The sequence below is a fragment of the Myxococcus sp. AM009 genome (genome assembly GCF_013372605.1).
Taxonomy (GTDB): domain Bacteria; phylum Myxococcota; class Myxococcia; order Myxococcales; family Myxococcaceae; genus Myxococcus; species Myxococcus vastator.
On sequence record NZ_JABXEP010000053.1, the window covers coordinates 1 to 22,591 of the forward strand.

15 protein-coding genes and 1 pseudogene are annotated in these 22,591 nt (G+C 70.5%); 15 read left to right on the forward strand and 1 reads right to left on the reverse strand.

The annotated features are described in order from the left end of the window. The 14 genes and pseudogenes from HV824_RS15340 to HV824_RS15405 form a co-directional block, all read left to right on the forward strand. Positions 1–217, forward strand: a pseudogene (locus HV824_RS15340) (PEGA domain-containing protein); the annotation flags it as partial. Between the two features lie 103 nt (positions 218–320). After that, positions 321–2,279 carry a TonB-dependent siderophore receptor gene (locus HV824_RS15345; protein WP_255208060.1) on the forward strand — a complete coding sequence of 653 codons (1,959 nt, stop codon included), beginning with the start codon at positions 321–323 and terminating at the stop codon, positions 2,277–2,279. 271 nt (positions 2,280–2,550) lie between these two features. Next, a complete protein-coding gene (locus HV824_RS15350; RefSeq protein WP_176423601.1) occupies positions 2,551–3,288 on the forward strand; it encodes a hypothetical protein in 738 nt (245 codons plus the stop codon). A gap of 40 nt (positions 3,289–3,328) precedes the next feature. Next, positions 3,329–4,555, forward strand: coding sequence for an ROK family transcriptional regulator (locus tag HV824_RS15355; protein ID WP_176419770.1), 1,227 nt, complete (start codon positions 3,329–3,331; stop codon positions 4,553–4,555). Beyond that, positions 4,552–5,406, forward strand: a complete 855-nt coding sequence (locus tag HV824_RS15360) for a family 16 glycosylhydrolase (RefSeq protein ID WP_176423602.1) — start codon at positions 4,552–4,554, stop codon at positions 5,404–5,406. The genes HV824_RS15355 and HV824_RS15360 overlap by 4 nt, the downstream gene beginning before the upstream one ends. Then, positions 5,403–7,043 carry an ABC transporter substrate-binding protein gene (locus tag HV824_RS15365; RefSeq protein WP_176419768.1) on the forward strand — a complete coding sequence of 547 codons (1,641 nt, stop codon included), beginning with the start codon at positions 5,403–5,405 and terminating at the stop codon, positions 7,041–7,043. Before HV824_RS15360 ends, HV824_RS15365 begins: the two co-directional genes overlap by 4 nt. A 4-nt stretch (positions 7,044–7,047) precedes the next feature. Further along, the gene (locus HV824_RS15370) at positions 7,048–8,028 is read left to right on the forward strand and encodes an ABC transporter permease (RefSeq protein ID WP_176423603.1); all 981 of its coding nucleotides are present in this window, start codon (positions 7,048–7,050) and stop codon (positions 8,026–8,028) included. Then, the gene (locus tag HV824_RS15375; protein ID WP_176423604.1) at positions 8,021–9,781 is read left to right on the forward strand and encodes a dipeptide/oligopeptide/nickel ABC transporter permease/ATP-binding protein; all 1,761 of its coding nucleotides are present in this window, start codon (positions 8,021–8,023) and stop codon (positions 9,779–9,781) included. The genes HV824_RS15370 and HV824_RS15375 overlap by 8 nt, the downstream gene beginning before the upstream one ends. Before the next feature lie 103 nt (positions 9,782–9,884). Then, positions 9,885–10,880, forward strand: a complete 996-nt coding sequence (locus HV824_RS15380) for an ABC transporter ATP-binding protein (RefSeq protein ID WP_176419766.1) — start codon at positions 9,885–9,887, stop codon at positions 10,878–10,880. After that, positions 10,861–12,231, forward strand: a complete 1,371-nt coding sequence (locus tag HV824_RS15385; RefSeq protein WP_176423605.1) for a GH1 family beta-glucosidase — start codon at positions 10,861–10,863, stop codon at positions 12,229–12,231. Before HV824_RS15380 ends, HV824_RS15385 begins: the two co-directional genes overlap by 20 nt. Continuing rightward, positions 12,228–15,536: a glycoside hydrolase family 2 TIM barrel-domain containing protein gene (locus tag HV824_RS15390; protein ID WP_176423606.1), complete on the forward strand. Its 3,309-nt coding sequence runs from the start codon at positions 12,228–12,230 to the stop codon at positions 15,534–15,536. The genes HV824_RS15385 and HV824_RS15390 overlap by 4 nt, the downstream gene beginning before the upstream one ends. 10 nt (positions 15,537–15,546) lie before the next feature. Further along, a complete protein-coding gene (locus HV824_RS15395; protein WP_255208061.1) occupies positions 15,547–16,101 on the forward strand; it encodes a hypothetical protein in 555 nt (184 codons plus the stop codon). After that, entirely contained in the window at positions 16,098–16,742 is a 645-nt protein-coding gene (locus tag HV824_RS15400; protein ID WP_176423608.1) for a hypothetical protein, read from the forward strand. The genes HV824_RS15395 and HV824_RS15400 overlap by 4 nt, the downstream gene beginning before the upstream one ends. A gap of 369 nt (positions 16,743–17,111) precedes the next feature. Further along, positions 17,112–18,659 (forward strand): fibronectin type III domain-containing protein, encoded by a 1,548-nt coding sequence (locus HV824_RS15405; RefSeq protein WP_255208062.1) that lies wholly within the window; start codon positions 17,112–17,114, stop codon positions 18,657–18,659. 19 nt (positions 18,660–18,678) lie between these two features. On the opposite strand, the gene HV824_RS15410 is transcribed toward HV824_RS15405, so the two are convergent. Next, entirely contained in the window at positions 18,679–21,459 is a 2,781-nt protein-coding gene (locus HV824_RS15410) for a serine/threonine-protein kinase (RefSeq protein WP_217917426.1), read from the reverse strand. Between the two features lie 117 nt (positions 21,460–21,576). On the opposite strand from HV824_RS15410, the gene HV824_RS15415 reads away from it, so the two are divergent. After that, the gene (locus HV824_RS15415) at positions 21,577–22,578 is read left to right on the forward strand and encodes a hypothetical protein (protein ID WP_176419761.1); all 1,002 of its coding nucleotides are present in this window, start codon (positions 21,577–21,579) and stop codon (positions 22,576–22,578) included. Positions 22,579–22,591: the final 13 nt, after the last annotated feature.

The following is a 22,591-nucleotide window of genomic DNA, read 5'->3' on the forward strand; positions in this document are numbered from 1 at the left end:
CCCCACGGCGACGGGCAAGGGCCGCCTGGACGTGACGTCTCCCGGGCTCTACGGCGAGGTGTGGATCAACAGCCGGCCCTATGGCTTCCCACCCCTCGTCGCCCAGGGACTCCCCGCGGGGCCCGCCCGCCTGGAGGTCCGCGTCAATGGCGTGGTGAAGCGGAAGCTGACCGTCGACGTCGTGGCGGACCAGAGCACCGCCGTCCGAATCCGCTGACGTGAAGCCGTTCGCGCGGAGAGCCGCGCTCCTTTTCCTCATCGAGGTCGATATGCGCCGTTGTCGTAGGTGGTCCGAACCTTCACTCGGAGCCCTGCTCCTCTTGTGCGCCAGTCCCGCGCTCGCCCAGGACACCGACGCGGGGTACCTGGGCGACGAGGAGCCGGAGGTCCACAGCCAGGTGGCCTCCTTCGCCGTCACCCCGCTCCAGGAGTCCCCCGCCGTCGTCACGGCGATGAACGCGGAGGAGATTCGCAACACCGGCGCCCGGGACTTGATGGACCTGCTGTTGCAGATTCCCGGCTTCTTCTTCGGCGTGGACATCCAGGGCGCGGTGGGCCCCGGCTTCCGCGGCCTGTGGGGCTACGAGGGCAAGGTGCTGCTCGTCGTGGACGGCAAGGAGATGAACGAGCAGCTCTACTCCACGATGCAGTTGGGCAACGAGTTCCCCATCGAGCTCATCGAACGCATCGAGGTGGTGCGCGGCCCCGGCTCCGTCATCTACGGCGGCAACGCGGAGCTCGCCGTCATCAACGTCGTCACCCGCGGCGTCCAGGGCAGCACGGACCTGATGGTGTCCGGCATGTACGGGCAGATGAGCGGCGTCCACGGCCGGCGGGGCCTCACCGTCTCCGGCCGCAAGGTGTTCGAGTCCGCGCCGGGCCTGAGCATCTTCGCGTCCGCCGGGCTGTCCCAGGCGCAGCGCAGCAGCGGCGTCTTCCAGGACTTCTTCGGCAACTCCGCGCAACTGGGCGGCAACTCGCGGCTGGACCCGACGATGGTGCAAGCGGGCGTGGGCTACAAGGACCTGCAGCTCAGCGTGCTGTACCAGCGCTATGGCACCTCCGCCATCATCGCCTTCGACGAGGTGCTGGAGGCGCCCGCGCCGACGAACTTCGAGTCCTTCCACGCGGAGCTGAGCGACCGGTTCCGCCCGGACGCGCGGGTGGAAATCGTCCCCCGCCTCAACCTCACCTTCTCCAAGCCCTTCAGTGACTCGGACCAGGAGTCGCCCTTCTTCTACGACAAGCAGGTGCTGCGCCTGCGAGGACGGACGCTGGCCCGCTGGGCGGCGCTGGACTGGCTGCAGCTCACCGGCGGCGTGGACGTGACGTCCGACCAGGGGCGAGTCAACGGCCCGGTGGGCGTGGGCCTCCAGACGGGCTTCGGTCCCGAGGAGGCGGACCGCGTCTCCTACGTGAATGTGGCGGGCTTCGTGGAGGCCTTCTCCGCCAACCCCTTCGTCAACGTGGTGGCGGGCGCGCGCGTGGAGAACCACAGCGCCTTCGGGGAGTCCTTCGTGCCGCGGCTGGTGCTGCTGCGCGGCTTCGGGCCGTTCAGCGGCAAGGCCCTGTTCAGCCGCGCCTTCCGCGCCCCCAGCATTGAAAACATCAGCCTGGGCGACGACATCCGCCCCGAGCGCACCACCGTCCTCGAGCTGGAGGGCACGCTGCGCCTGGGAGAAGGCCACGCGCTGAGCGCCAACGCCTTCGACATGGGCGTGGCGGACCCCATCATCTATTCGTACGACGCGGCGACGAACACGGAGGCCTACCGCAACCTCGGGCGCCTGGGCAGCCGCGGCGTCGAGCTGGACTACCACGTGCGCGGAAGCTGGGGCCGCGCCGCCCTCAACTATTCGTTCTACACCCCGTCAGGCCGCAATGACGTGGAGGACTACCAGGTCCCCGGACAGCCCAACGCCTTCACCGGCATGCCCACGCACAAGGCCGCGCTCACCGGCAGCATCAAGGTGCTGCCCTGGCTCACCGTCAGCCCCACCGCCGTCCTCGTGGGCAAGCGCTACGCCGTGGACGTGCCGGACGACGAAGGCAACGCGGCGGTGGAGGCGCTGCCCACGCAGCTGCTGCTCAACCTCTTCGTGCGCGCGCAGGACGTGGGCACGCGCGGGCTGGAGATTGGCGCGGGCGTCTACAACCTGACCGGCACGAACTTCCGCATCGCCCAGCCCTACAACGGCGGCCACGCGCCCATGCCCGTCTTCTCCCGCGAGTTCATGGTGCGCGTCAGCTACCTGCTGGACCCCGTCAGCGACGAATAGCAGCGCCTCTCAACCCGGCGTCCGCCACGGCCCACCTTCCCTCCGGAGGGTGGGCCGTCTGGCTTTGGAGCAACGCGTCACGGGGAATGGACTGTCACAGACTTGCAATCACCGGAATCTCGCTGGTACTTTCTTCGCCACTCGAAAGAACTTCTATTCGTCCGTGGCTGCGCAGGGAGTTGCGACGCGCCGTGCCAGTGAACGACGACTCTCGAAGCACCCTGGTTTCTTCGCAGTAAGAACGAAGTCTTCCAGCTGTGGAGGGGAGCGCATGCATCCGAACAAGCGTTTCGCGTGGGCGTGGGTGGCGGCGGGCGTTTTCGCGGTGTCTGGTCTGGTGGCGGGCTGTGACCCGGAAGAGGCCCCGACGCCAACGCCTGACGCAGGTCAGCAAACTCCGGATTCAGGCACGCAGCCGGACTCAGGCACCCAGCCTGACTCCGGCACGCAGCCCGACTCGGGCACGGAGCCGGACGCCGGCACGGAGCCGGACGCGGGCACCGAGGAAGACGCCGGTACCGGCCCCACGCTGCCCCTGGCCGTGGACGGCACCTGGATTCCCAGTGGCTACATGGGCGACGGCTCGCAGGGCGGCGTCACCTACGACGGCACCGAATGCCTGCCAGGGCGGGCGGGCACGCAGTTGGGGGCCTGCCACAAGTTCACCTGGACGCCCGGCAACGATGGCTGGGCGGGCGTGTACTGGCAGTACCCGGAAGGCAACTGGGGCGACCAGCCCGGCTTCAGCGTCCCGGACGGCGCCAACACCGTGTCCTTCTACGCCTGGGGCACCGAGGGCGGAGAGGTCGTCTCCTTCATGGTGGGAATGAACGCCCCCGACGGCTTCGAGGCGAAAGTCGAGAACGTGGCGCTCACCACCACCCCGACCCAGTACACAATCGACATCAGCCGCGTCCGGTATGGGACGGTGGTGGGTGGCTTCGGGTGGACCGCTGCTGGGAGGACGACTCCGCTCGTCTTCTTCATCGACGACATCCACTGGCACTGACACCCACCCCATCCTCGCGGCGGAACGGAGCGAGAGGACGATGCGAGTGGGAACGGCGGTGACGACGGTCGATGCGGCGGGCATGCGCGCGCAGAACAGCAGCCTGCTGCTCAACATGATCTGGCGCGAGCGTCAGATTTCCCGGGCGGAAATCGCCCGGCGGACGAAGCTGAGTCCGTCGACCGTCTCCGCCATCGTGGTGGACCTGGAGCGCTCCGGCCTGGTGCGCAGCATTGGCGCCGGGGTGTCCCGGGGCGGCCGTCGCCCCACCCTCATCGGCTTCTGTGATGACGCGTTCAGCCTCATCGGCGTGGAGTTGGGCGCCACCCACGTGACGGCCGCGCTCACCGACCTGCGGGGCCGGGTGCGCGCGTACCGGCACGCGAGCCACGCCGTCCGCGAGGACCCCAAGGGCACGCTCCAAAAGGTGCGCGAGCTGGTCCATGCGGTCCTGGACGCTGAACGCGTACCGCGCCGCTCGGTGGCGGGCATGGGCGTCGCCGTGCCCAGCCCCGTCCACCCGTCCGCGCCCGGGAGGCTGTCACCGCTGCTGGTGCCGGCTTGGCGCGACTACGACGTACAGGAGTCCCTGCGGAGCGCGTTCGGCCTGCCGGTGTTCGTGGACAACGACGCGAACCTGGGCGCGCTGTCGGAGTGCTACTGGGGCGCGGGCGTCAACGGCGAGGACCTGGCGTACATCAAGCTGGCCACGGGCATCGGCTCCGGCCACATCATCCACGGCGACGTCTACCGTGGCGCGGGCGGCACCGCGGGCGAAATCAGCCACATGGCGGTGGACTCCTCCGGGCCGCAGTGCGTGTGCGGCCTGCGCGGCTGCCTCGTCACGCTCATCGGGTCCGCGGCCCTGCTGGAGCGGGCGCGGGAGCTGATGGGCCGCAAGGACAAGCGCGCCCTCACGGTGCGCGAGCTGGTGGAAGGCGCGCGGGCGGGAGAGCCGGCCGCGCGGCAGGTCATCGACGGGCTCGGGCACTACCTGGGCATCGCCGTGGCCGGCCTGCTGAACCTGCTCAACCCCGCCATCGTCGTGCTCGGCGGTGAAATCTCGTCGGTGGGAGACCTGCTGCTGGACCCGCTCCGCGCGTCGGTGCGCAAGCGGGCGCTGTCCACCTCCATGGCGGAGACGCGCATCGTCACCTCCGCGCTGGGAGACCGCGCCATCGCCGTGGGCGCGGCCACTCTGGTGCTCCAGGCCGCACTGAGAGACCGAACCCTCTTCCCCCTCCAACACCTAGGCAAATCTGCATGACGCTCCAGCGCCTCCTCCCCGTGGCCCTGGCCCTGACGGGCCTCGCCTGTGACCCGGCCGCCAACCGGGTGAACCGCCCTGGCTCCCCGCCGCCCCACAGCAATCCGCAGCCTGGCACGGACTGGGAGCTGGTGTGGCAGGACGAGTTCGACGGCACGGAGGGCACGCCACCCTCACCCGAGCGGTGGGTGCATGACGTGGGAGGACATGGCTGGGGCAACGAGCAGCTGGAGTTCAACACCGACCGCACGGAGAACGCCGCGCATGACGGCGCCGGCAACCTGGTCATCACCGCGCGCCGCGAGCGCTACAGCGGCCGGGACTACACCTCCGCGCGCATCCGGACCCAGGGCCGCTACGAGCCCACGTATGGCCGCATCGAGGCGCGCATCCAGCTGCCCGTGGGCCGCGGCATCTGGCCCGCCTTCTGGATGCTGGGCGCGGACATCGGCACCGTCGGTTGGCCGGAGTGCGGCGAAATCGACATCATGGAGTACCGGGGTCAGCTGCCGTCCATCCTCCGAGGCTCGCTGCACGGGCCGGGGTACTCCGGTGGCGACAACATCGGCCAGGACTACGTCGTCAGCGGCGCCCGGCTGAACGAGGACTTCCACGTCTACGCGGTGGAGTGGGAGCCCAACCGCATCCGCTGGTTCCTGGACGGCACCGCCTTCTTCGAGGCGACGCCCGCCCAGCTCCCCGCGAGCGCCCGCTGGGTGTTCGACCATCCGCACTTCATCATCCTCAACGTCGCCGTGGGCGGCACCTTCGTGGGCCCGGTGGGCCGGGACACGGTGTTCCCCCAGGAGATGAAGGTGGACTACGTCCGCGTCTACGCGAGGCCCACGTGAGGGCCGCGCTCTGGGCGCTGACACTCCTGCTGGTGGCCTGCAAGGTGGAGCCCCGCCCACGGCCGCCCGGAGTGCTGTTCGTCTCCGTGGAGCAACAGAGCGCCTGGGTGCGCAACTTCAACCCGCTGTTCGCGGGCGCCGGCTCGCGCTGGCCCACGCGCGCGGGCGTCTACGAGTGCCTTGAAATCTTCAGCCCCGCGGTGGGCCGGTGGACGCCCTGGCTGGCCACCGGCCACGCGTGGTCCGAGGACCGCCGCACGCTTCGCTTCACCCTGCGCTCCGGCGTGCGCTGGTCGGACGGAAGGCCCTTCACCGCGGGCGACGTCGCCTTCACCTTCCAGCTGCTGAAGCAGCACGCGGCGCTGGACGCGGGCGGCGTGTGGCGCTTCGTGGAGGAGGTGCGCGCGGAGGACGCGCACACGGTGGCCTTCCAGTTCTCCCGCGTCTACATCCCTGGCTTCGCGGAGCTGGCGCAGCAGCCCATCGTCCCCCGGCACGTCTGGGAGACGGTGGCGGACCCGGTGACGTTCACCAACCCACAGCCGGTGGCCACCGGGCCCTTCACCGAAGTCACCGTCTTCCGCAACCAGGTCTACGAGCTGGGCCGCAACCCGCACTACTGGCAGCCCGGCAAGCCCGCCGTCTCCGCGCTGCGCTTCCTGGCCTTCCCCACCAATGACCAGGCCAACCTGGCGCTGGTGGAGGGGGAAGTGGACTGGGCGGGCAACTTCGTCCCCGCCGTGGACCGCACCTTCGTCGCCAGGGACCCCGAGCACCACGGCCGCTGGTTCCCGCTCTACGGCAGCACCGTCTTCCTCTACCCCAACACCACCCTGCCGCCGCTGGACGACGTGCGCGTGCGCAAGGCGCTGAGCATGGCGCTGGACCGCGAGCGGCTGGTGGAGATCGCCATGTACGGCTACACGCGGCCGGCGGACGCCACCGCGCTCAACGACGCGTACACCGCGTGGCGCGACGCGGACGCGGCCCAGGGCGCTTGGGTGAAGCACGACCTGGAGGCGGCGAAGCGGCTCCTGGACGAGGCGGGCTTGAAGGAAGGCCCGGACGGGCTGCGGCGCAAGGCGGACGGCCAGCCCCTGTCGCTGGACATCGAGGTGGTGGGCGGCTGGTCCGACTGGGTGCGCGCCGGGCAGGTGGTCGCCAGGGATTTGCGGAAGCTGGGCGTGCAGGCGCAGTTGCGCACCTACGAGTTCGGCGCGTGGTACGCGCGGCTCCAGAAGGGCGAGTTCCAGTTGGCCATCTCCTGGTCCCTGGACGGCCCCACGCCATACACCTTCTACAAGTGGCAGCTGTCCCCGCGCACGGTGCGCCCGGTGGGCGAGGTGGCCGCGGCCAACTGGCACCGCTTCGGCGATGAGGAAGCGGACGCGCTGCTGACGCGCTTCGAGCGCGCGGACGCCGAGGACGCGCAGCACGCGCTGATGGCGGCGGTGCAGCGGCGCTACTCCGAGCTGGCGCCGTCCATCCCGCTCTTCCCCAACCCGTCCTGGGGCGAGTCCAACTCGCGGCGCTTCACCGGCTTTCCCACCGAGCAGAACCCCTACGCGCGCCTGTCCCCCCACGCCGAGCCCGACAGCCTGCTGGTGCTGACGACGCTCGCCCCGAGGGAGCCATAACGCCATGGCCTACGTCCTGCGGAGGTTGGGCTTCTACCTGCTGGCGGCCTGGGCGTCGCTGACGCTCAACTTCGTCATCCCCCGGCTGGCGCCCGGTGACCCGGCGTCCGCCATGTTCGCGCGCTTCGAGGGCCGCGTGCAGCCCGAGGCCATGGTGGCGCTGCGCGCCGCCTTCGGCTTCACGGAGGCGCCCTGGTACGTGCAGTACGCCACGTACCTGAAGCACCTGCTGCGCGGCGATTTGGGCCTGTCCTACGCGTACTACCCGGCGCGCGTGTCCGAGGTGATTGGCACCGGCCTGCTGTGGACGCTGGGGCTGGCCGGGTGCGCGGTCATCATCAGCTTCACGGTGGGCTCCATGCTGGGCGTGCTGGCGGCGTGGAACCGCGGCGGGTGGCTGGACGCGACGGTGGCGCCGGCGCTCGCCTTCCTGGGGGCCTTCCCCTACTTCTGGCTGGCCATGCTGGCCCTGTACCTCTTCGGGTTCGGGCTGGGCTGGTTCCCGCTGCGGCACGCGTACTCCCATGATTTGGAGCCGGCGCTGTCCTTCACCTTCGCGGCGGACGTGGCGCGGCACGCCTTCCTGCCCGCGGCCTCCATCATCGTGGCCACGCTGGGCGGGTGGATGCTGAGCATGCGCAACACCATGGTGGCCACGCTGGGCACGGACACGCTCCGGCTGGCGCACGCGAAGGGGCTTCCGCCCCGGCAGGTGATGCTGCGCTACGCCGCGCGCAACGCGCTGCTGCCCAACGTCACCGGCTTCGGCATGGCGCTGGGCTTCGTGCTGAGCGGCTCGCTGCTGACGGAGATTGTCTTCTCGTATCCGGGCACCGGCTACCTGCTCATCCTGGCCGTGCGCAACCAGGACTACCCGCTGATGCAGGGGCTCTTCCTGACCATCACCTTCGCCGTGCTCGCCGCGAACTTCGCCGTGGACCTGCTGTGCCTGTGGCTGGACCCGAGGACCCGCGCCCATGCGTGAGCTTCTTCGACGGCTGCTGCGCCAACGCAAGGCGGCGGTGGGCGGGAGCATCCTGCTGGGCTTCATCGTGCTCGCGCTCCTCGGGCCCTGGCTGGTGATGGACCCCACGGACCTGGTGGGCCGCCCCCACCAGCCACCCTCCTCCGCGCACTGGTTCGGGACGACAGGCCAGGGACAGGACGTGCTGGCGCAGACGGTGGTGGGCGCGCGCGAGACGCTGGCCATCGGCTTCGCGGTGGGCGCGCTCGTCACGCTCATGGGCGCGCTCATCGGCGTGACGTCCGGGTACCTGGGCCGCCGCGTGGATGACGTGCTGACGCTCACCACCAACGTGTTCCTGGTCATCCCCGGCCTGCCGCTGGCCATCGTCCTGGGCGCCTACCTGCCCTCCGGCCCCTTCCGCATGGTGGTGGTGCTGTCGCTGGCCGGCTGGGCCTGGAACGCGCGCGTCTTCCGCGCCGAGGCCCTGGCGCTGCGCAACCGGGACTTCGTCTCCGCCGCCTTCGTCGCGGGGGAGAGCCGCGCGCGCATCGTCGTCCGGGAGCTGCTGCCCAACATGGCGTCGCTTTTGGGTTCGTCGTTCATCGGCAACACGCTCTACGCGGTGGGCGCGCAGGTGGGCCTGGAGTTCCTCGGCCTGGGCGACGTGGGCGCGGTGACGTGGGGCACCAACCTCTACTGGGCCGGCAACGACGCGGCGCTGCTCACGCGCTCCTGGTGGGTCTTCGTGCCCACCGGCGTTTGCATCGCGCTGGTCGGCTTCTCCCTGACGCTGCTCAGCTCCGCCATCGACGAGGTGACCAACCCGGCGCTGAAGGCGCCGCCGGTGGCGACCACGCCGGTTCGCTCGGCGCAGTCCTCCGCGGCGGACGCGGCGCCGCCGTCCGGCGCCCTGCTGAGCCTCCGCGAAGTGTGCATCGAATACACCACGGAGCGTGGCCCCTCGCGCGTGGTGGACTCGGTGTCCTTCGACATCGCGCCCGGTGAGGTGTTCGGCCTGGCGGGTGAGTCCGGCAGCGGCAAGTCCACGCTGGGCTACGCGCTGCTGCGCCTGCTGCCTCCGGCCGCCAGCATCACGCAAGGGCGCATCCTCCTGGATGGCACGGACGTCACCGCGCTGGATGAAACCGCGCTGCGCGCGTACCGCTGGAGCCAGGTGTCCATGGTCTTCCAGAGCGCGATGAGCGCGCTCAACCCGGTGCTCACGCTGGGGGACCAGTTCCACGACACGCTCGCGGCCCACGGGCGGACCACCCGCGCCGCGGCCCATGCGCGCGCGCGGGAGCTGCTGACCATGGTGGGGCTGGCGCCGCAGCTGGTGGACGCGTGGCCGCACCAGCTCTCCGGTGGCATGCGGCAGCGCGTGGGCATCGCCCTGGCGCTGGCCCTGGAGCCGAAGCTGGTGGTGATGGACGAGCCCACCACGGCGCTGGACGTCGTGGTGCAGAAGGAGCTGCTCCAGCGGGTGCTGGAGCTGAAGCAGCGGCTGGGCTTCGCGGTGCTCTTCATCACCCATGACCTGCCGCTGCTGCTCGCGCTGTCGAACCGCGTGGGCATCCTCCAGGGCGGCAAGCTGGTGGAGGTGGACACCGCCGACCGCCTGCGCACGGGCGCGCGTCACCCGTACACGCGCCTGCTGCTGTCCTCCTTCCCGCACCTGAGCCCGTCGGACGCGCAGGCGCCCGCGGACGTGGCGCTGGCGGCCTCGGAGCGCACGACGGCCCCGGCCTCCGCGCGGGGAGGTGGACGATGAAGCGGCTCGCGCGGGCCGCCACCGCGCCGACGCCCGCGCCCCGCGGCCACAAGGCCGCCCCCATGCGCGCCACGACACCCAACGCTCACCTGGGAGGTGGCCGATGAGCGCCCCGCTGCTGGAGGTCTCGGAGCTGCTGCGCACGGTGCCCGTGGGCGGCTTCCTCTCCCGTTCGCGTCGCACCCTGCTCAACCGCGTGTCCTTCACCCTGGAGCGCGGCGAAATCGTCGCGCTGGTGGGCGAGTCCGGCAGCGGCAAGTCCACCCTGGCCCGGGTGCTGGCGCGGCTGGACACGCCGGACGCCGGGAGCCTGCGGCTGGGCGGCGAGGACGTGCTCACCCTGGAGCGCGGCGGCGCGTCGCTCGCGTACCGGGGCCGCGTGCAGATGGTCTTCCAGGACCCCTTCGCCTCGCTCAACCCCGTCCACACCGTGGCCCACCACCTGGAGCGCCCCCTGCTGCGCCATGGCCGGGCCACCCGCGCCGGACTCAAGGACCGCGTCCACGCCCTGCTGGAGTCCGTGGGCCTGACGCCCGCGGAGCAGCTGGCGCGGCGCTACCCGCACGAGCTGTCCGGCGGCCAGCGGCAACGCGTGGCCGTGGCGCGCGCGCTGGCCGTGGAGCCGGACGTCATCATCGCGGACGAGCCCACCTCCATGCTGGACGTGTCCACGCGCCGGGGCGTGCTCCAGTTGCTGCGTGGCCTGACGCGCGAGCGCGGCATCGGCATCCTCTTCATCACCCACGACCTGGCCAGCGCGCGCCATCTGGCCGACCGCGTCCTGGTGCTGTACGCGGGCAGCGTCGTGGAGTCCGGCAGGACAGCGGACGTGCTCGCCGCGCCCCGGCACCCTTACACCCGGCTGCTCCTGTCCGCCGTGCCGGACGGCGCGGACTTCCTCGATACGCCGCTGCCGGTGCGGCCCGCCACGGGCCCCATGCCGGTGTTCGGCTGCCCCTTCGCGCCCCGCTGTCCCCATGCGGAGGCGCGCTGCCACGACACCCTTCCCCCCTCTCATGTCCAGGCCGCGGACCACACGGTCCGCTGCCACCTCGAATCCTCGAAAGGAGCCTCCGACAATGCGGCAGTTCCCCAATGACTTCCTGTGGGGTGTGGCCACCTCCGCCTTCCAGATTGAGGGCGCCACCAGCGCCGACGGCCGCGGTGAGTCCATCTGGGACCGCTTCGCCGCCACTCCTGGAAAAATCAGCGACGGCTCGGACGGCAAGGTCGCGTGCGACCACTACCGCCGCTGGCGCGAAGACGTGGAGCTGATGCGCTGGCTCGGCGTGAAGTCCTACCGCTTCTCCGTGGCCTGGCCCCGCGTGCTCCCCACCGGGCGCGGCACCGTGAATGCCGCGGGCCTGGACTTCTATTCGCGGCTGGTGGACGGGCTGCTGGCCGCGGGCATCGAGCCCTTCGTCACGCTCTACCATTGGGATTTGCCGCAGGCCCTTCAAGACAAGGGCGGCTGGCCGGCGCGTGACACCGCGAGCGCCTTCGTCGAGTACGCCGACGTGATGAGCCGCAAGCTGGGTGACCGCGTGAAGCGGTGGATTACCCACAACGAGCCCTGGTGCATCAGCGTGCTCGGCTACGGCAACGGCGAGCATGCCCCCGGCCACAAGAACTGGGGCGAGGTGCTGGCCACCGCGCACCACACGCTGCTCTCCCACGGCCAGGCGGTGCCCGTCATCCGCGCCAACGTGAAGGACGCCGAGGTAGGCATCACCCTCAACCTGTCGCCCGCGGAGCCCGCGTCTCCCAGCCCCGAGGACGCGGAGGCGTGCCGCCGGCATGACGGCAGCTTCAACCGCTGGTTCCTGGATCCGCTCTACGGCCGCGGCTACCCGGAGGACGTGGTGGAGGACTACGTGAAGGACGGGCACCTGGCCTCGTCCACGCTGCCCTTCGTGCGCGACGGCGACCTGGCCGCCATCGCCGTCCCCACCGACTTCCTGGGCATCAACTACTACTCACGCGCCATCATGCGCAGCGACCGCATCCCGGAGTCGCGGAACGCGCCGCGCACCGTGCACCCCGAGCCCGAGCGCACCGACATGGACTGGGAGGTGTACGCCCCCGCCCTCACCCGGCTGCTCGTGCACCTGCATACCCACTACCGGCCCGGCCCCCTCTACATCACGGAGAACGGGTGCGCCTACGCCACCGGCCCCAGTGAGGACGGCAAGGTGCATGACGACAAGCGCGTGGCGTACCTGCGCTCGCACCTGGAGGCGTCCCTGGAGGCCATCCGCCAGGGCGTGCCGCTTGCGGGCTACTTCGCCTGGTCGCTGATGGACAACTTCGAGTGGGCCTTCGGCTACCAGAAGCGCTTCGGCATGGTCTACGTGGACTACGACTCGCAGCGCCGCATCCCGAAGGACAGCGCGCACCTCTACAAGGCCCTGGTGGCGAAGAACGGGCTGGATGTGGAGCTCGCCGCGTGAACGCCCTCTTCCTCGTCACCAGCCTCGCGCTCACGCTGGGTCAGGTGCCGCCGCCCAGCGGACCGGAGACCGCCGTCCCCCCCACGCAGACACCGACGGTGGCCGGGCCCCAGCCCGCGGAGCCCTCCGCCACCGAGCCGGCCGCCGACAAGCCCGTGGCGCCCCAGACGCCCGCGCCGGACGCCCCGGTGGTGCGGGTGCCGCCCGTCACCGTCAACGCGGCGGCGCAGGCCGTCCGCGTCCACCAGGACGAGCGCGGCTTCAAGCTCCAGGTCAACGGCCGGGACTTCCCCATCCTCGGTATGAACTGGGGCTACACGCCCATTGGCGAGAACTACCGGTACTCGCTGTGGACGCAGCAGGAGGACTTCATCCGCGCGGTGCTGCACCGCGAGATGACGCTGCTGCGCGACATGGGCGTCAACGCCATCCGGCAGTTCGACGACATCCCGCCGCGGTGGGTGACGTACATCCACGAGAACTACGGCATCTACACCGTGGTGAACCCGCTCATGGGCCGCTACGGCACGAACGTGGACGGCGTCATGGTGCCGAACACGGACTACTCCAACCCGAACCACCGCCGCGCGCTGCTCACGGATTTGGCGCAGAAGGTGGAGAAGTACCGGGACGTGCCCGGCGTGCTGATGTGGATGCTGGGCAATGAGAACAACTACGGCCTGCACTGGACCAGCTTCGAAATCGAGGCGCTGCCCGGCCAGGAGGACACCGCCCGCGCGGAGCACCTCTATTCGCTGATGGGCGAGGCGGTGCGGACCATCAAGCAGCGCGACACACTGCACCCCGTCTCCATCGCGAATGGCGACTTGCAGTACATCGACCTCATCGCGCGGCTGATGCCCGAGCTGGACATCCTGGGCTCCAACGTCTACCGCGGCCCCTCCGCCCGGGACTTGTTCGACGAGGTGCTGCGCAAGCTGAACAAGCCCGTCATGTTCACCGAGTTCGGCGCGGATGCCTACGACGCCAAGGCCGGCCGCGAGGACCACCTGGCGCAGGCCGAGTACCTGCGCAAGCAGTGGGAGGAAATCTACTCCCAGGCCTACGGACAGGGCCGCGCGCAGAACGCCCTGGGCGGCTTCGTGTTCCAGTGGGTGGACGGCTGGTGGAAGTACAACCAGGAGGCCAACCTCTCCATCCACGACACCACCGCGTCCTGGCCCAACGGCGGCTACGCGTCCGACTTCGTGGCCGGCCAGAACAACATGAACGAGGAGTGGTTCGGCATCTGCGCGCTGGGCCCCGAGGACGAGGCCGGCATCGCGCGCCTCCAGCCGCGCACCGCGTACTACGTCCTCCAGGCGGCCTTCCGCATGGACCCGTACGCCCCCACCACCAACCCCGACACCATCCGCGAGCACTTCGCGTCCATCCGCCCCACGGAGCTGTCGCGCGGCTATGAGTCGTCCATCGCGCTGGCCCGGGCGGATGACCTCAGCGCGGTGCGCGTCTCCAACCTGCGCCTGATGATGGACAGCTCGCTGTCGCGCGGGAGCATCGCCACGGTGCGGCCCAACCAGGTGTCCGCGGACCACACGGAGTCCGTCTTCTTCGACCTGGCGCTCCAGCCGACCTCGGGCGTGTACGGACGCGCCTCGTTCAACGTCGTGGGCAACGTGGCACAGAACCGCCTCAACAACATCTTCTATGAGAACCGCGGCACGCCCCCCGCGCCCGCGACGGCCAACGGCGGCGTGGGCCAGGCCCCCGTGCCCGGCGTGGGCAACCCGGCGGGACAGCAGCCGCTGGGGCTGGACCGGCTGGCGCTGTACCAGGCCGAGTTCAAGCTGGACCGCGCGGACTTCCAGTTGGAGGGCTTCTACCGCACCGCCCACTTCCACTGGGGCGAGGAAGGCGACTTCTTCGGCCTGTACCGCGAGGCGAACTACGGCCCCGCGCTGGACATCTACAAGGGCAACGCCCCCTTCGGCGTCGTCTTCACCGGGAAGAACCACCTGGAGGGCCTCAAGGTGGCGGTGGGCCCGGAGCTCTACTGGGGCGCCAACCCGTCCATCGTCGCCAAGTACCGGCGGAGCGTGGGGCCGGTGACGCTGACGCTGATGCACCAGGAGGACATCGCCCGGGGCGCCACCCAGCTCACCGCCTCCGTCATCCGCGAGCGCGTGGCGCGCAGGTCGACGCTGTCCCTGGGCTGGACGAAGGGGCCCATGTCGCTGGAGGTGGGCGGCATCCTCGCGGCCCCGCAGCGCGTGGGCGAGGCGTTCACCTGGTCGCGCCCCACCGCCGGCCCTGGCTACCTCGACAGCGGCTACGAGGTGCTGCGGGACGAAATCCAGGTGCTCGACACCCTGGGCGCCAAGGCCCGCCTCACGTATGACCTGGGCGCGGTGCGCACGTTCCTCCAGGGCTCCTACCGAGGCCTGGTGGCGGACGGTGGTCCGGAGCAGGGCATCCTGCTGACGGGCTGGAGCCTGCGCGAGAGCGGCCGTGGCAACCACTTCGGCGGACAGGCCGGCGCGGTGGTGCAGGTCGGCAGCGCGTTCCAGGTGTCGCCCAACCTGCTGTACCAGAAGCCCCTTATCGGGCCGAACCCGCGCATCGAGGACGCGTTCGACCCGGAGTCGGGGCGGTACTTCGCTGGCGTGCGTCCGCGCAACGTGCTGGTGGATGCCTTCACCGTCCTGGACAACCGCGAGACGCTGGGCGCCGAGCTGCTCCTCACCTTCGACCCCACGCCCGGCACCTGGTTCTGGCAGTGGGACCGCGACATGCGCGAGGACGCGCCCTTCGCCGCGGGGCTGGACCTGGTGTACCGGCGGCAGCCGACGTCGCGCGACGCGGGCATCGCCATCCTCGCGGACGGCAGCATGGTGGCCTTCGGCAACGCGCCGTCCGCCCGGGACGAATGGGAGGCCACGCTGCGAGTGGTGACCAACCCGATGCAGCGGCTGAAAATCTTCGGCGCCGCCTTCGCCGGCAGCAACCAGTCCTCTGGCGAGGACGACCGGCAGGTGCGGCGCTTCGGCGTGGATGCCTCCGTGTTGTGGGACACGCTGATGCTGACCACGCAGCTCCACTTCAACAACTGGGGCCCGTATGACTACCACCGCGTCTTCAACCTCACCTATCCCATCCAGCTCGGCGGAGACCTGTCCTACGGCCTCAAGCGTCCGGTGATGGGGACGGTGACGACGCGCTTCGGCCTGCGCGGCCTGGTGCGCATGCTGGACCAGTACTCGGAAGGGCTCAGCGCGACGGCGCTCGACCAGGGGCTCGAGGGCCGCGAATTCGAGGTGGGCGCGTATGCCATCCTGTCTCTCTAACGGAGGACGTATGAAGACGTGGCTTCTGCTGGCCTGCGCCGGGGGCGTCACCGGCTGCTACGAGCCCGCCAGCTTCGTGTATGGCGAATCCCTGGACGGGCTCACGCTCCAGTTCCACGGCCCGGACGTCGGCATCTATCCAGACCAGTCCGTGCTGGAGGACCCGAACAATCCGTTCCGCGCCAGCACGCCCGGCGCGGAGACGAAGTGGGACATCGAATCCCGCGCCGGCAACGTGGCGGCGTTCTACTCGTGGGCCACGGTGCTGGCCCGCGAGCCGGGCGGCGAGGCCCAGTTCTACGTGGGCAACAACCTGCTCGCCATCTACCAGAACGGTGAGGCGCGTCAGGAGGACCTGCCGCAGGTGCGGCTCCAGGCCATCCGCGCATACCAGACGATGCTCGACTCCTTCCCGGACGCGGTGACGTACGACGCCACGGGCACCTACGCCTACGATTTGGCGACGCCCGCGTACAAGGGCATCGTGGAGATGGGCGGCGCGGTGCAAGGCGGCTGGGTGCTGATGAGCACGGCTGGCGGCGGAGACCGGGCGGTGCGGCCATGAGGCGCGCGGGCTTCACAGCGCTCCTGCTCCTGGCGGGCTGCCGTCCCGACCCGGGCGTGCCGGACTACACGGACCAGGGCTACAACCGGCCTGACGCGGGCGGGGAGCCCAACGACGAGGCGCTCCCGGGCCCCTATCCCTATGTCGAGGGCCAGCGGCGCCTGGGCGTGGGCTTCTACGAAGGGGGCCGCTCCCAGGACATCCCGGTGGACAACACCACCGTGCACATCTACCTCTACGACGGCACCCTCTCCCTGGAGCCCGCCACCACGCGCATCGAGGGCCGCCAGTCCGACCTGGTGGTGCACGCGGGCAAGGCGTGGCTGGGCTTCGGCGTGCACTGGGACACGGCGCGCAACCTGGATGGCTGGACGACGCTGCACGTGAGCCTCAACTCGGCTGACCCGGGCTTCGCCGACGTGTCCATTGGTATGAACGACGACCAGAGCGTCCAGCTCCCCGCGGCACAGTACGGCTACACGAATGATGGGCAGTGGCACCACCTGGCCATTCCGCTGGCGGACTTCGTCGCGGGCGGATTGCAGCTCAACGCGGTGCGGGCGCCGTTCGTCTTCATCGCTGGCGCGGGCCCGGCCGCGGACACGCTCCTGCTGGACAACGTGTACTTCACCGCGGACTGAGCGCGTCCTGACGTGGAGCCCGGCCCGCTTCGGGGGGCCGGGCGCCACGGAGCTGTCATGGCGGGCTGGATGCCTTTACAGGCAGCTGAGACGTGAAAGCCTGACTTTCGACAAATGAAGTGCCCTGCCGCTCTAGCCAGACAGTGGCGAGGAGAGATGACCCTCATTTGAGAAGCAATTCCGCGGACCCGGCCTGCCTGGGTTGCGGCATCCGCATGACTTCCCCAAACTCCTGAGCCAACGTCCCTCCCCCGGGACGTCCCTGTCATCATTCTCAGAAAAGGGAAGCTCATGCGATTGCGTCGCCTTGGATTGGCGTGTGTCTCGATGTGTACCGTCTTGACGGGCTGTGCCGATGGCGGGCCCGACATGCCCAATGACTTACAAGCGGACCCGGCTCCCGCGACGCCGAGCGGCCCCACGGGCGACGGGATTGTCACGGGGGAAATCCCTGGCGACGCCAAGGAGCCCGACGAGAGCGAAATCACCGGTCAGGACGCGGTATTCGTGATGAACACCGAACGCTTCTTCACCTCGGTGGGCGTCGCGGTCCGGGGCAAGGACATGTCGTCCAACCCCCCCGAGGTGCTGCTCCGGACCCACAGCGGCTTCACCCGCATCGCCGGTGCGCCGTACAACGGAGGTTACCGCTTCCTGAATGTTCCCCAAGGAGAGTACTACCTGAGGAGTGGAAGCGCCTACGTCCTCACCGACGAACGGCACGTGGAGATTGGCCGGAACTACCTGGGACGGCAGGACACCGCCTTCACCTCGACCTACCACACGCCGCTGTCCGTGAGCCTCACGAACCTCGCGCCCTGGCAACAGGCCGGTGGGCTCGCCTATGGCAGTCGGTTGCAGTTCGTCTCAGGCAGTGTGGACTTCGCAGGCGAGGCGTACTTCCGCAACACCATCCCCACCGGCACGACCGAGCTGGAGACGTCGGACACGGAGGCCAGCAACCTGACGAACTTCATCCCTGTCTTCGAGGCTGCCAAGGGCGACGGGATGTATGTGAATCAGCTCACGAACGTCTTTGGAAAGCCGCTGCCGACGACGGGCGCGCCGCTGGTCGCAAACAGCCTTGTCCGAAGCATGCATGTGCCGCCCTTTGATTTCACCGCGGATGGCTTCACCCCGCTCACCATCAGCGGCGAAATGCAGGAGGTGCCCCAATCGAACGTCTCCCTCGAGTGGCGCCTGGGCGCGTTCACACCCTACGCGTCGGACGTCCATCCCGCCGCCGTGCCGCGCACCCCGTCCTTCTACATCGACGTCTCCGCCCATGGCCCGGAGGAGGGCTGGATTGGCTACTCAGGAGAGGTCTTCAGCTTCCTGCTGCCCCAGGGCGCGTCGTTCACCCTCACGGACCGTCTGCCGTACGGCAACCCCTATCCGGCCCACTGGCGGCTGGTGGGCAGTGCCAGCTACTCGTTCCGCGCCATGGAAGCGCCGCCCGGCAGCGGCGGGCTGCTGCGCCCGCTGTCCGGCTTCATCTCAAGCACGGACTACGTGGAGAACCTGGTCGCGGCCCCCATCGCTCCTCGGCTGACGCCGCCGCGCGGGCTGGCCATCGACGGCATCCCGGCGTCCTCCCAGCGCGTGGTGGGCAACACCAGCCCCATCATCTCCTGGCAGCCCCCCGCGAACGGCGCGCCCACCGCCTACCGTGTGATGCTCCAGCGCTACTCCGAGGAGTACTACACCCTGATGGGTCAGAATCTCTTCTACCTGCCGGGCACTGCCACCGAGGTCCGGCTGCCTCCCGGAATCCTGGAGCCCGACACCGTCTACGCGGTGCGGGTGATGGCCATCGACAGCCCCAACGCCGAGGTGACGCGGAGGCCGTTCTCCACGCACGAGCTCCTGCCCATCTATTCTGCGGACACGACCAGCTCCTTCTTCAGCACGCCGTAGGCCCCAGCAACCCCCGTCCCTAGCGGCGCCTGCGCTGCTGGGGACGGGCGGGCTTCGCCGCCTTCGCCTCCGGAGGCAGCGCCTCCAGCCAGGCCCGCACCGCCTCGGCCTGCCGCGTCCGGCCCGAGGCCGTGAAGCGCTCACGCGCCTTCGCCGCTTCGGCCCGCGCCTCCGAGCCCTGCCCTTCCTTCCACAGCGCCCGCGCGAGCGCGAAGCCCGACTCTCCCAGCGAGTCCTCCTGCGCGCCCGTGAAGGCCACCGCCTTGCGCAGGGGCACCAGGGCCTCGCGCGTGCGCCCCAGCCCCAGCAGGGCCTGCCCCACGCCGTCGTAGGAGTACTGGAGGTCCTCGTCGTCGGGCCCCAGCTGGCCGCGCTTCACCGCCAGCGCCGCCTCGTAGACCTTCAGCGCCTCTTCATGGCGCCCCAGCGCGAGCAGGCTCATGCCCTCCTCGTCGAGCGCCTCCGCCAGCTTCAGGTGACTGTCGCCCAGCAGCTCACGGTGCAGCGCCACGGAGGCCCGGGCATGCTCCAGGGCCCGCGCGAACTCCCGCTGCTCACGCAGCGCCATGGACAGGCCCTGGTGACGCCGAGCCACGTCCAGGTGCCGCGGCCCCACCGCTTCCTCTGTCTGGCGCAGCGCCGCCTCCATCACCCGCGCGGCCTCCGCGAAGTCCCTCACCTCCAGCAGCACCCGCCCCAGCAAGAAGGTCACCCGCGCGCGCTTCGGATGGCCTGGCGCCAGCGCGTCCGCCAGCACGGTGTTGGCCTCCTCCAGCAACGCCCGGGCTTCGCGTGTCTGCCCACGCATCAACGCCAGGTTGGCGCCGTTCACCAACAAGTCGCCCCGCAGCACCGCGTCCCCGCCCAGCCGCTGGAGGGTCGCCTGGCCCAGCCGCGCCCATCGCGAGGCGTGCTCGAAGCGCTCGCGCTCCCCCTCCACGTAGAACAACTTGTTGAGGACGGAGACCTCCAGCCGGTCCGCCCGGCCCGCCGTCGCGTCATAGACGGCCTGCTCCAGCAGCCCCGCCCCCTTCTCCTTCTCTCCCAGCACGGCGTGGAGCCAGCCCTGGTGGAAGCGCAGCTCCGCCGTCAGCGGCGTGTACCGCGCGGCCAGCACCCGCGCCTCCACCGCGTTCGCCGCCGCCAGCGCCTGGGGATAACGGCTGGTGTCCACCAGCGCCTTCACCTCCGACAGCGCGCCTTCCAAGGACTCCAGCTCCGCGCGCAGCGCCGGGTCCGCGGGTCGGGGTTGCTGGCTCGCCAGGGCCTCCACGTCCGCGCAGTCCTCGGGCGAAGGCAGCGCGTATGCGGCGTCCAACGCCTTCTCCACGCCCGCCTGGTCCACCTGGGACAGGGCGCCCACCAGCGCGCGCAAATCCTTGTGCCGCCGCTCCAGACACACCACGCGCTGGGTGAACAGCGCCTCCGGCTGCGCCTCGTGCAGGCGCGTGGCCTCGCACGCGTCGGTGTGCTGCCGCGCCCAGCCGCTGGCATAGGCATCCAGCACCTGCCCCACCCGGCCCGCCATGTCCCCCGCCAGCGGGCTGCCCGTGGCGGCGAAGGCCGAGGACAACCGCTGCCTGGCCTCGGGCCCCCAACTGTCCGCCAGCAGCCCCTCCGCGCCCGCGCAGACGCTGGACTGGAACCAAAGGCCGCCGCCCACCGCGCCCACCAGCGCCGCCGTGGCCACGGCCAGGCCTCCCGCCTTGCGCGCCCGTGCGCGCTGCTGCGCTTGAGACAGCGCCTCCAGCAGCGCCCCCATGCTGTCGAAGCGCGCCTGGGGCTCCAGCGACAACCCGCGCATCACCGCGCGCCGCACCCAGGCGGGGACGCGGGCGTCGCTCGGCGGCTCGTGGATGGGCGAGGGCTCCCGCCCGGCCCGCTCCAACGGCGCCGTCACCTTCGCGGGCGCGGACCGCAGCGCCTTCGCGGCCCGGGAGAGCTCGTCGGGGTCGAAGGGGCGCTGGTTGTAGAGCGCCCGGTACAGCGCCGCGCAGAAGCTGAACTGGTCCGAGCGCGCGTCCAGGGGCTCGCCGCGGAACTGCTCGGGGGACATGAACGGCGGCGTGCCCAGGACGACGCCCGTCTCGGTGAGCGGGTCGTGCAGCGGACGCGACGTCTCCGAGGCGCCGCGCACGCGCGCCAGCGTGGGCTGCTCGTCCAGGGGCAGGTTGTCCACGGGACGCGCCAGACCGAAGTCGGTGACGCAGACGCGCCCGTCACGTCCCACCAGCACGTTGGCGGGCTTGAAGTCGCGGTGCACCAGCCCCGCCGCGTGCGCGGCCTCCAGCCCGCGCCCCGCTTGCAGGTACTTCTCCAGCACCTCGCGCCAGGAGCGGAGCTTCTCCCGCCGCCAGTCCGCCAGCGTGCCACCCGCCACCAGCTCCATCGTGAAGAAGACCTGCGCGTCCCAGGTGCCCACCTCGTAGATGGGGATGACGTTGGGATGGGAGACACGCGCCATGGCCTGCGCCTCGCGCAGCAGCCGGGCGCGCCCGCCCTCCTCGTCCGCGGAGCGGGCCTCCACGCTCAACAGCTTGAGCGCCACCTTCCGGTCCAGGTCCGGGTCATAGGCCGCGTACACCGCGCCCATGCCGCCCTGCCCCAGCAGCTTCAGCGGGATGAAGCGCCCCACCCGCTGGCCCAGCGGACCGCGCGCCAAGGCCTGCCCTCGCGCACCACCGCCCCCCGTGTGCGGCGCGCTCCGAGGCGCCGCGCTCGCTTCGTCCGCTGACACGACCTGCGTCGACAGCTCTGGCGAAGCGTCCGCCCCCGAACCCCGGTCATCGGTGTTGGCCATGCCGCAAGTGTACCGGGAAGCGAGCCTCCTTCCTGCGCGCATGAAGGATTCGCGCGCAACAAGACACACACGTCGCCGATAATCAGGACAGGCGAAGGAAGTCCGGGAGGGTCCGCCATGACCAAGCATGTCACCACCGTGTTCACCTCAGCGCGTCAGGCCTTGTCCAAGCCCATCCAGCCCTCGGTGTTGAAGGACGCCCAGGCCCCCGTGATTGCCCCGCTGGTTTGCGCGGTGAGCAGTCCGGCGCCAGCGCCCTCCCGTCCGGAGCGAGACACCTTCCAGGACACGAAGCCCGCGCCCAAGGGCGTGCCGCGGCTGTCGGTGCCGGACGCCACGGGGACCAGTGAGCTGCCCTACCTGCGGGACCTGGCGCCGGAGAACGAAGCGGCGCAGGCCCAGGCAGACAAGGGCTGGGCGCCCACCGCGTCGGTCATCGCGCAGGACTCGGACACGGGCTGCGGCGAGGCGACGCTGGCCTTCCTGAGCCGGGCGAGCCGCAGCGTGACGAAGGGCAGCCTGTGCGCGAAGCAGGAGCGGGAGACGGTCCGCGAGCGCGCGTCGCAGGTCAGCGGCGCCCGCTCTGTCCACGCCCAGGTGGACGTCAACCTGGATGATGGCGCCACGCCCACGGAGGTGGCGACCGCGCTGGGGGGCCTGGGCATCGAAGTCACGGACGGCTTCGCCGACTTCGACGCGGCGGCGACGAGCAAGGTGCTGAAGGCCGGTCAGTTCGGCCTGGCGCTCGTGGACTCCAATGCCATCCTCAATGGCGCGCTCGCGCCCGAGCAGCGGCGCGACGGGCCGGGCCAGCTCCACTGGGTCACCATCGACGGCGTCAACAGCAACGGGACGGCCGACACGTCAGACGACTTGTTCCGCGTGAAGGACCCCGTCAACGGCGAGTACTGGGTGTCCGCCAGGGATTTGGAGCGCGCCGTCCAGGCGGGCAAGGAGCACCACGGCAGCGGCGGCATCTTCGCGCTGGAGAACCGCACGGACGTGGGCGGACAGCAGGAGCGTGACGCCCTGGCCCACCTCAACCGCGAGCGCACGGCGTCCTTCGCGGACAAGAATGGCGTGGGCAGCAAGCGCCTCAGCCTGGGCGAGTCGAGCTGAGGCGCGCGCCCGT

Excerpts from the sequence above, each read along its gene's own strand:
- HV824_RS15400 (WP_176423608.1), top strand. The coding sequence starts at position 16,098 with ATGAGGCGCGCGGGCTTCACAGCGCTCCTGCTCCTGGCGGGCTGCCGT.
- HV824_RS15410 (WP_217917426.1), bottom strand. The coding sequence starts at position 21,459 with ATGGCCAACACCGATGACCGGGGTTCGGGGGCGGACGCTTCGCCAGAG.
- HV824_RS15405 (WP_255208062.1), top strand. The coding sequence starts at position 17,112 with ATGCCCAATGACTTACAAGCGGACCCGGCTCCCGCGACGCCGAGCGGC.
- HV824_RS15415 (WP_176419761.1), top strand. The coding sequence starts at position 21,577 with ATGACCAAGCATGTCACCACCGTGTTCACCTCAGCGCGTCAGGCCTTG.
- HV824_RS15355 (WP_176419770.1), top strand. The coding sequence starts at position 3,329 with ATGCGAGTGGGAACGGCGGTGACGACGGTCGATGCGGCGGGCATGCGC.
- HV824_RS15385 (WP_176423605.1), top strand. The coding sequence starts at position 10,861 with ATGCGGCAGTTCCCCAATGACTTCCTGTGGGGTGTGGCCACCTCCGCC.
- HV824_RS15350 (WP_176423601.1), top strand. The coding sequence starts at position 2,551 with ATGCATCCGAACAAGCGTTTCGCGTGGGCGTGGGTGGCGGCGGGCGTT.
- HV824_RS15395 (WP_255208061.1), top strand. The coding sequence starts at position 15,547 with ATGAAGACGTGGCTTCTGCTGGCCTGCGCCGGGGGCGTCACCGGCTGC.
- HV824_RS15360 (WP_176423602.1), top strand. The coding sequence starts at position 4,552 with ATGACGCTCCAGCGCCTCCTCCCCGTGGCCCTGGCCCTGACGGGCCTC.
- HV824_RS15370 (WP_176423603.1), top strand. The coding sequence starts at position 7,048 with ATGGCCTACGTCCTGCGGAGGTTGGGCTTCTACCTGCTGGCGGCCTGG.
- HV824_RS15380 (WP_176419766.1), top strand. The coding sequence starts at position 9,885 with ATGAGCGCCCCGCTGCTGGAGGTCTCGGAGCTGCTGCGCACGGTGCCC.
- HV824_RS15375 (WP_176423604.1), top strand. The coding sequence starts at position 8,021 with ATGCGTGAGCTTCTTCGACGGCTGCTGCGCCAACGCAAGGCGGCGGTG.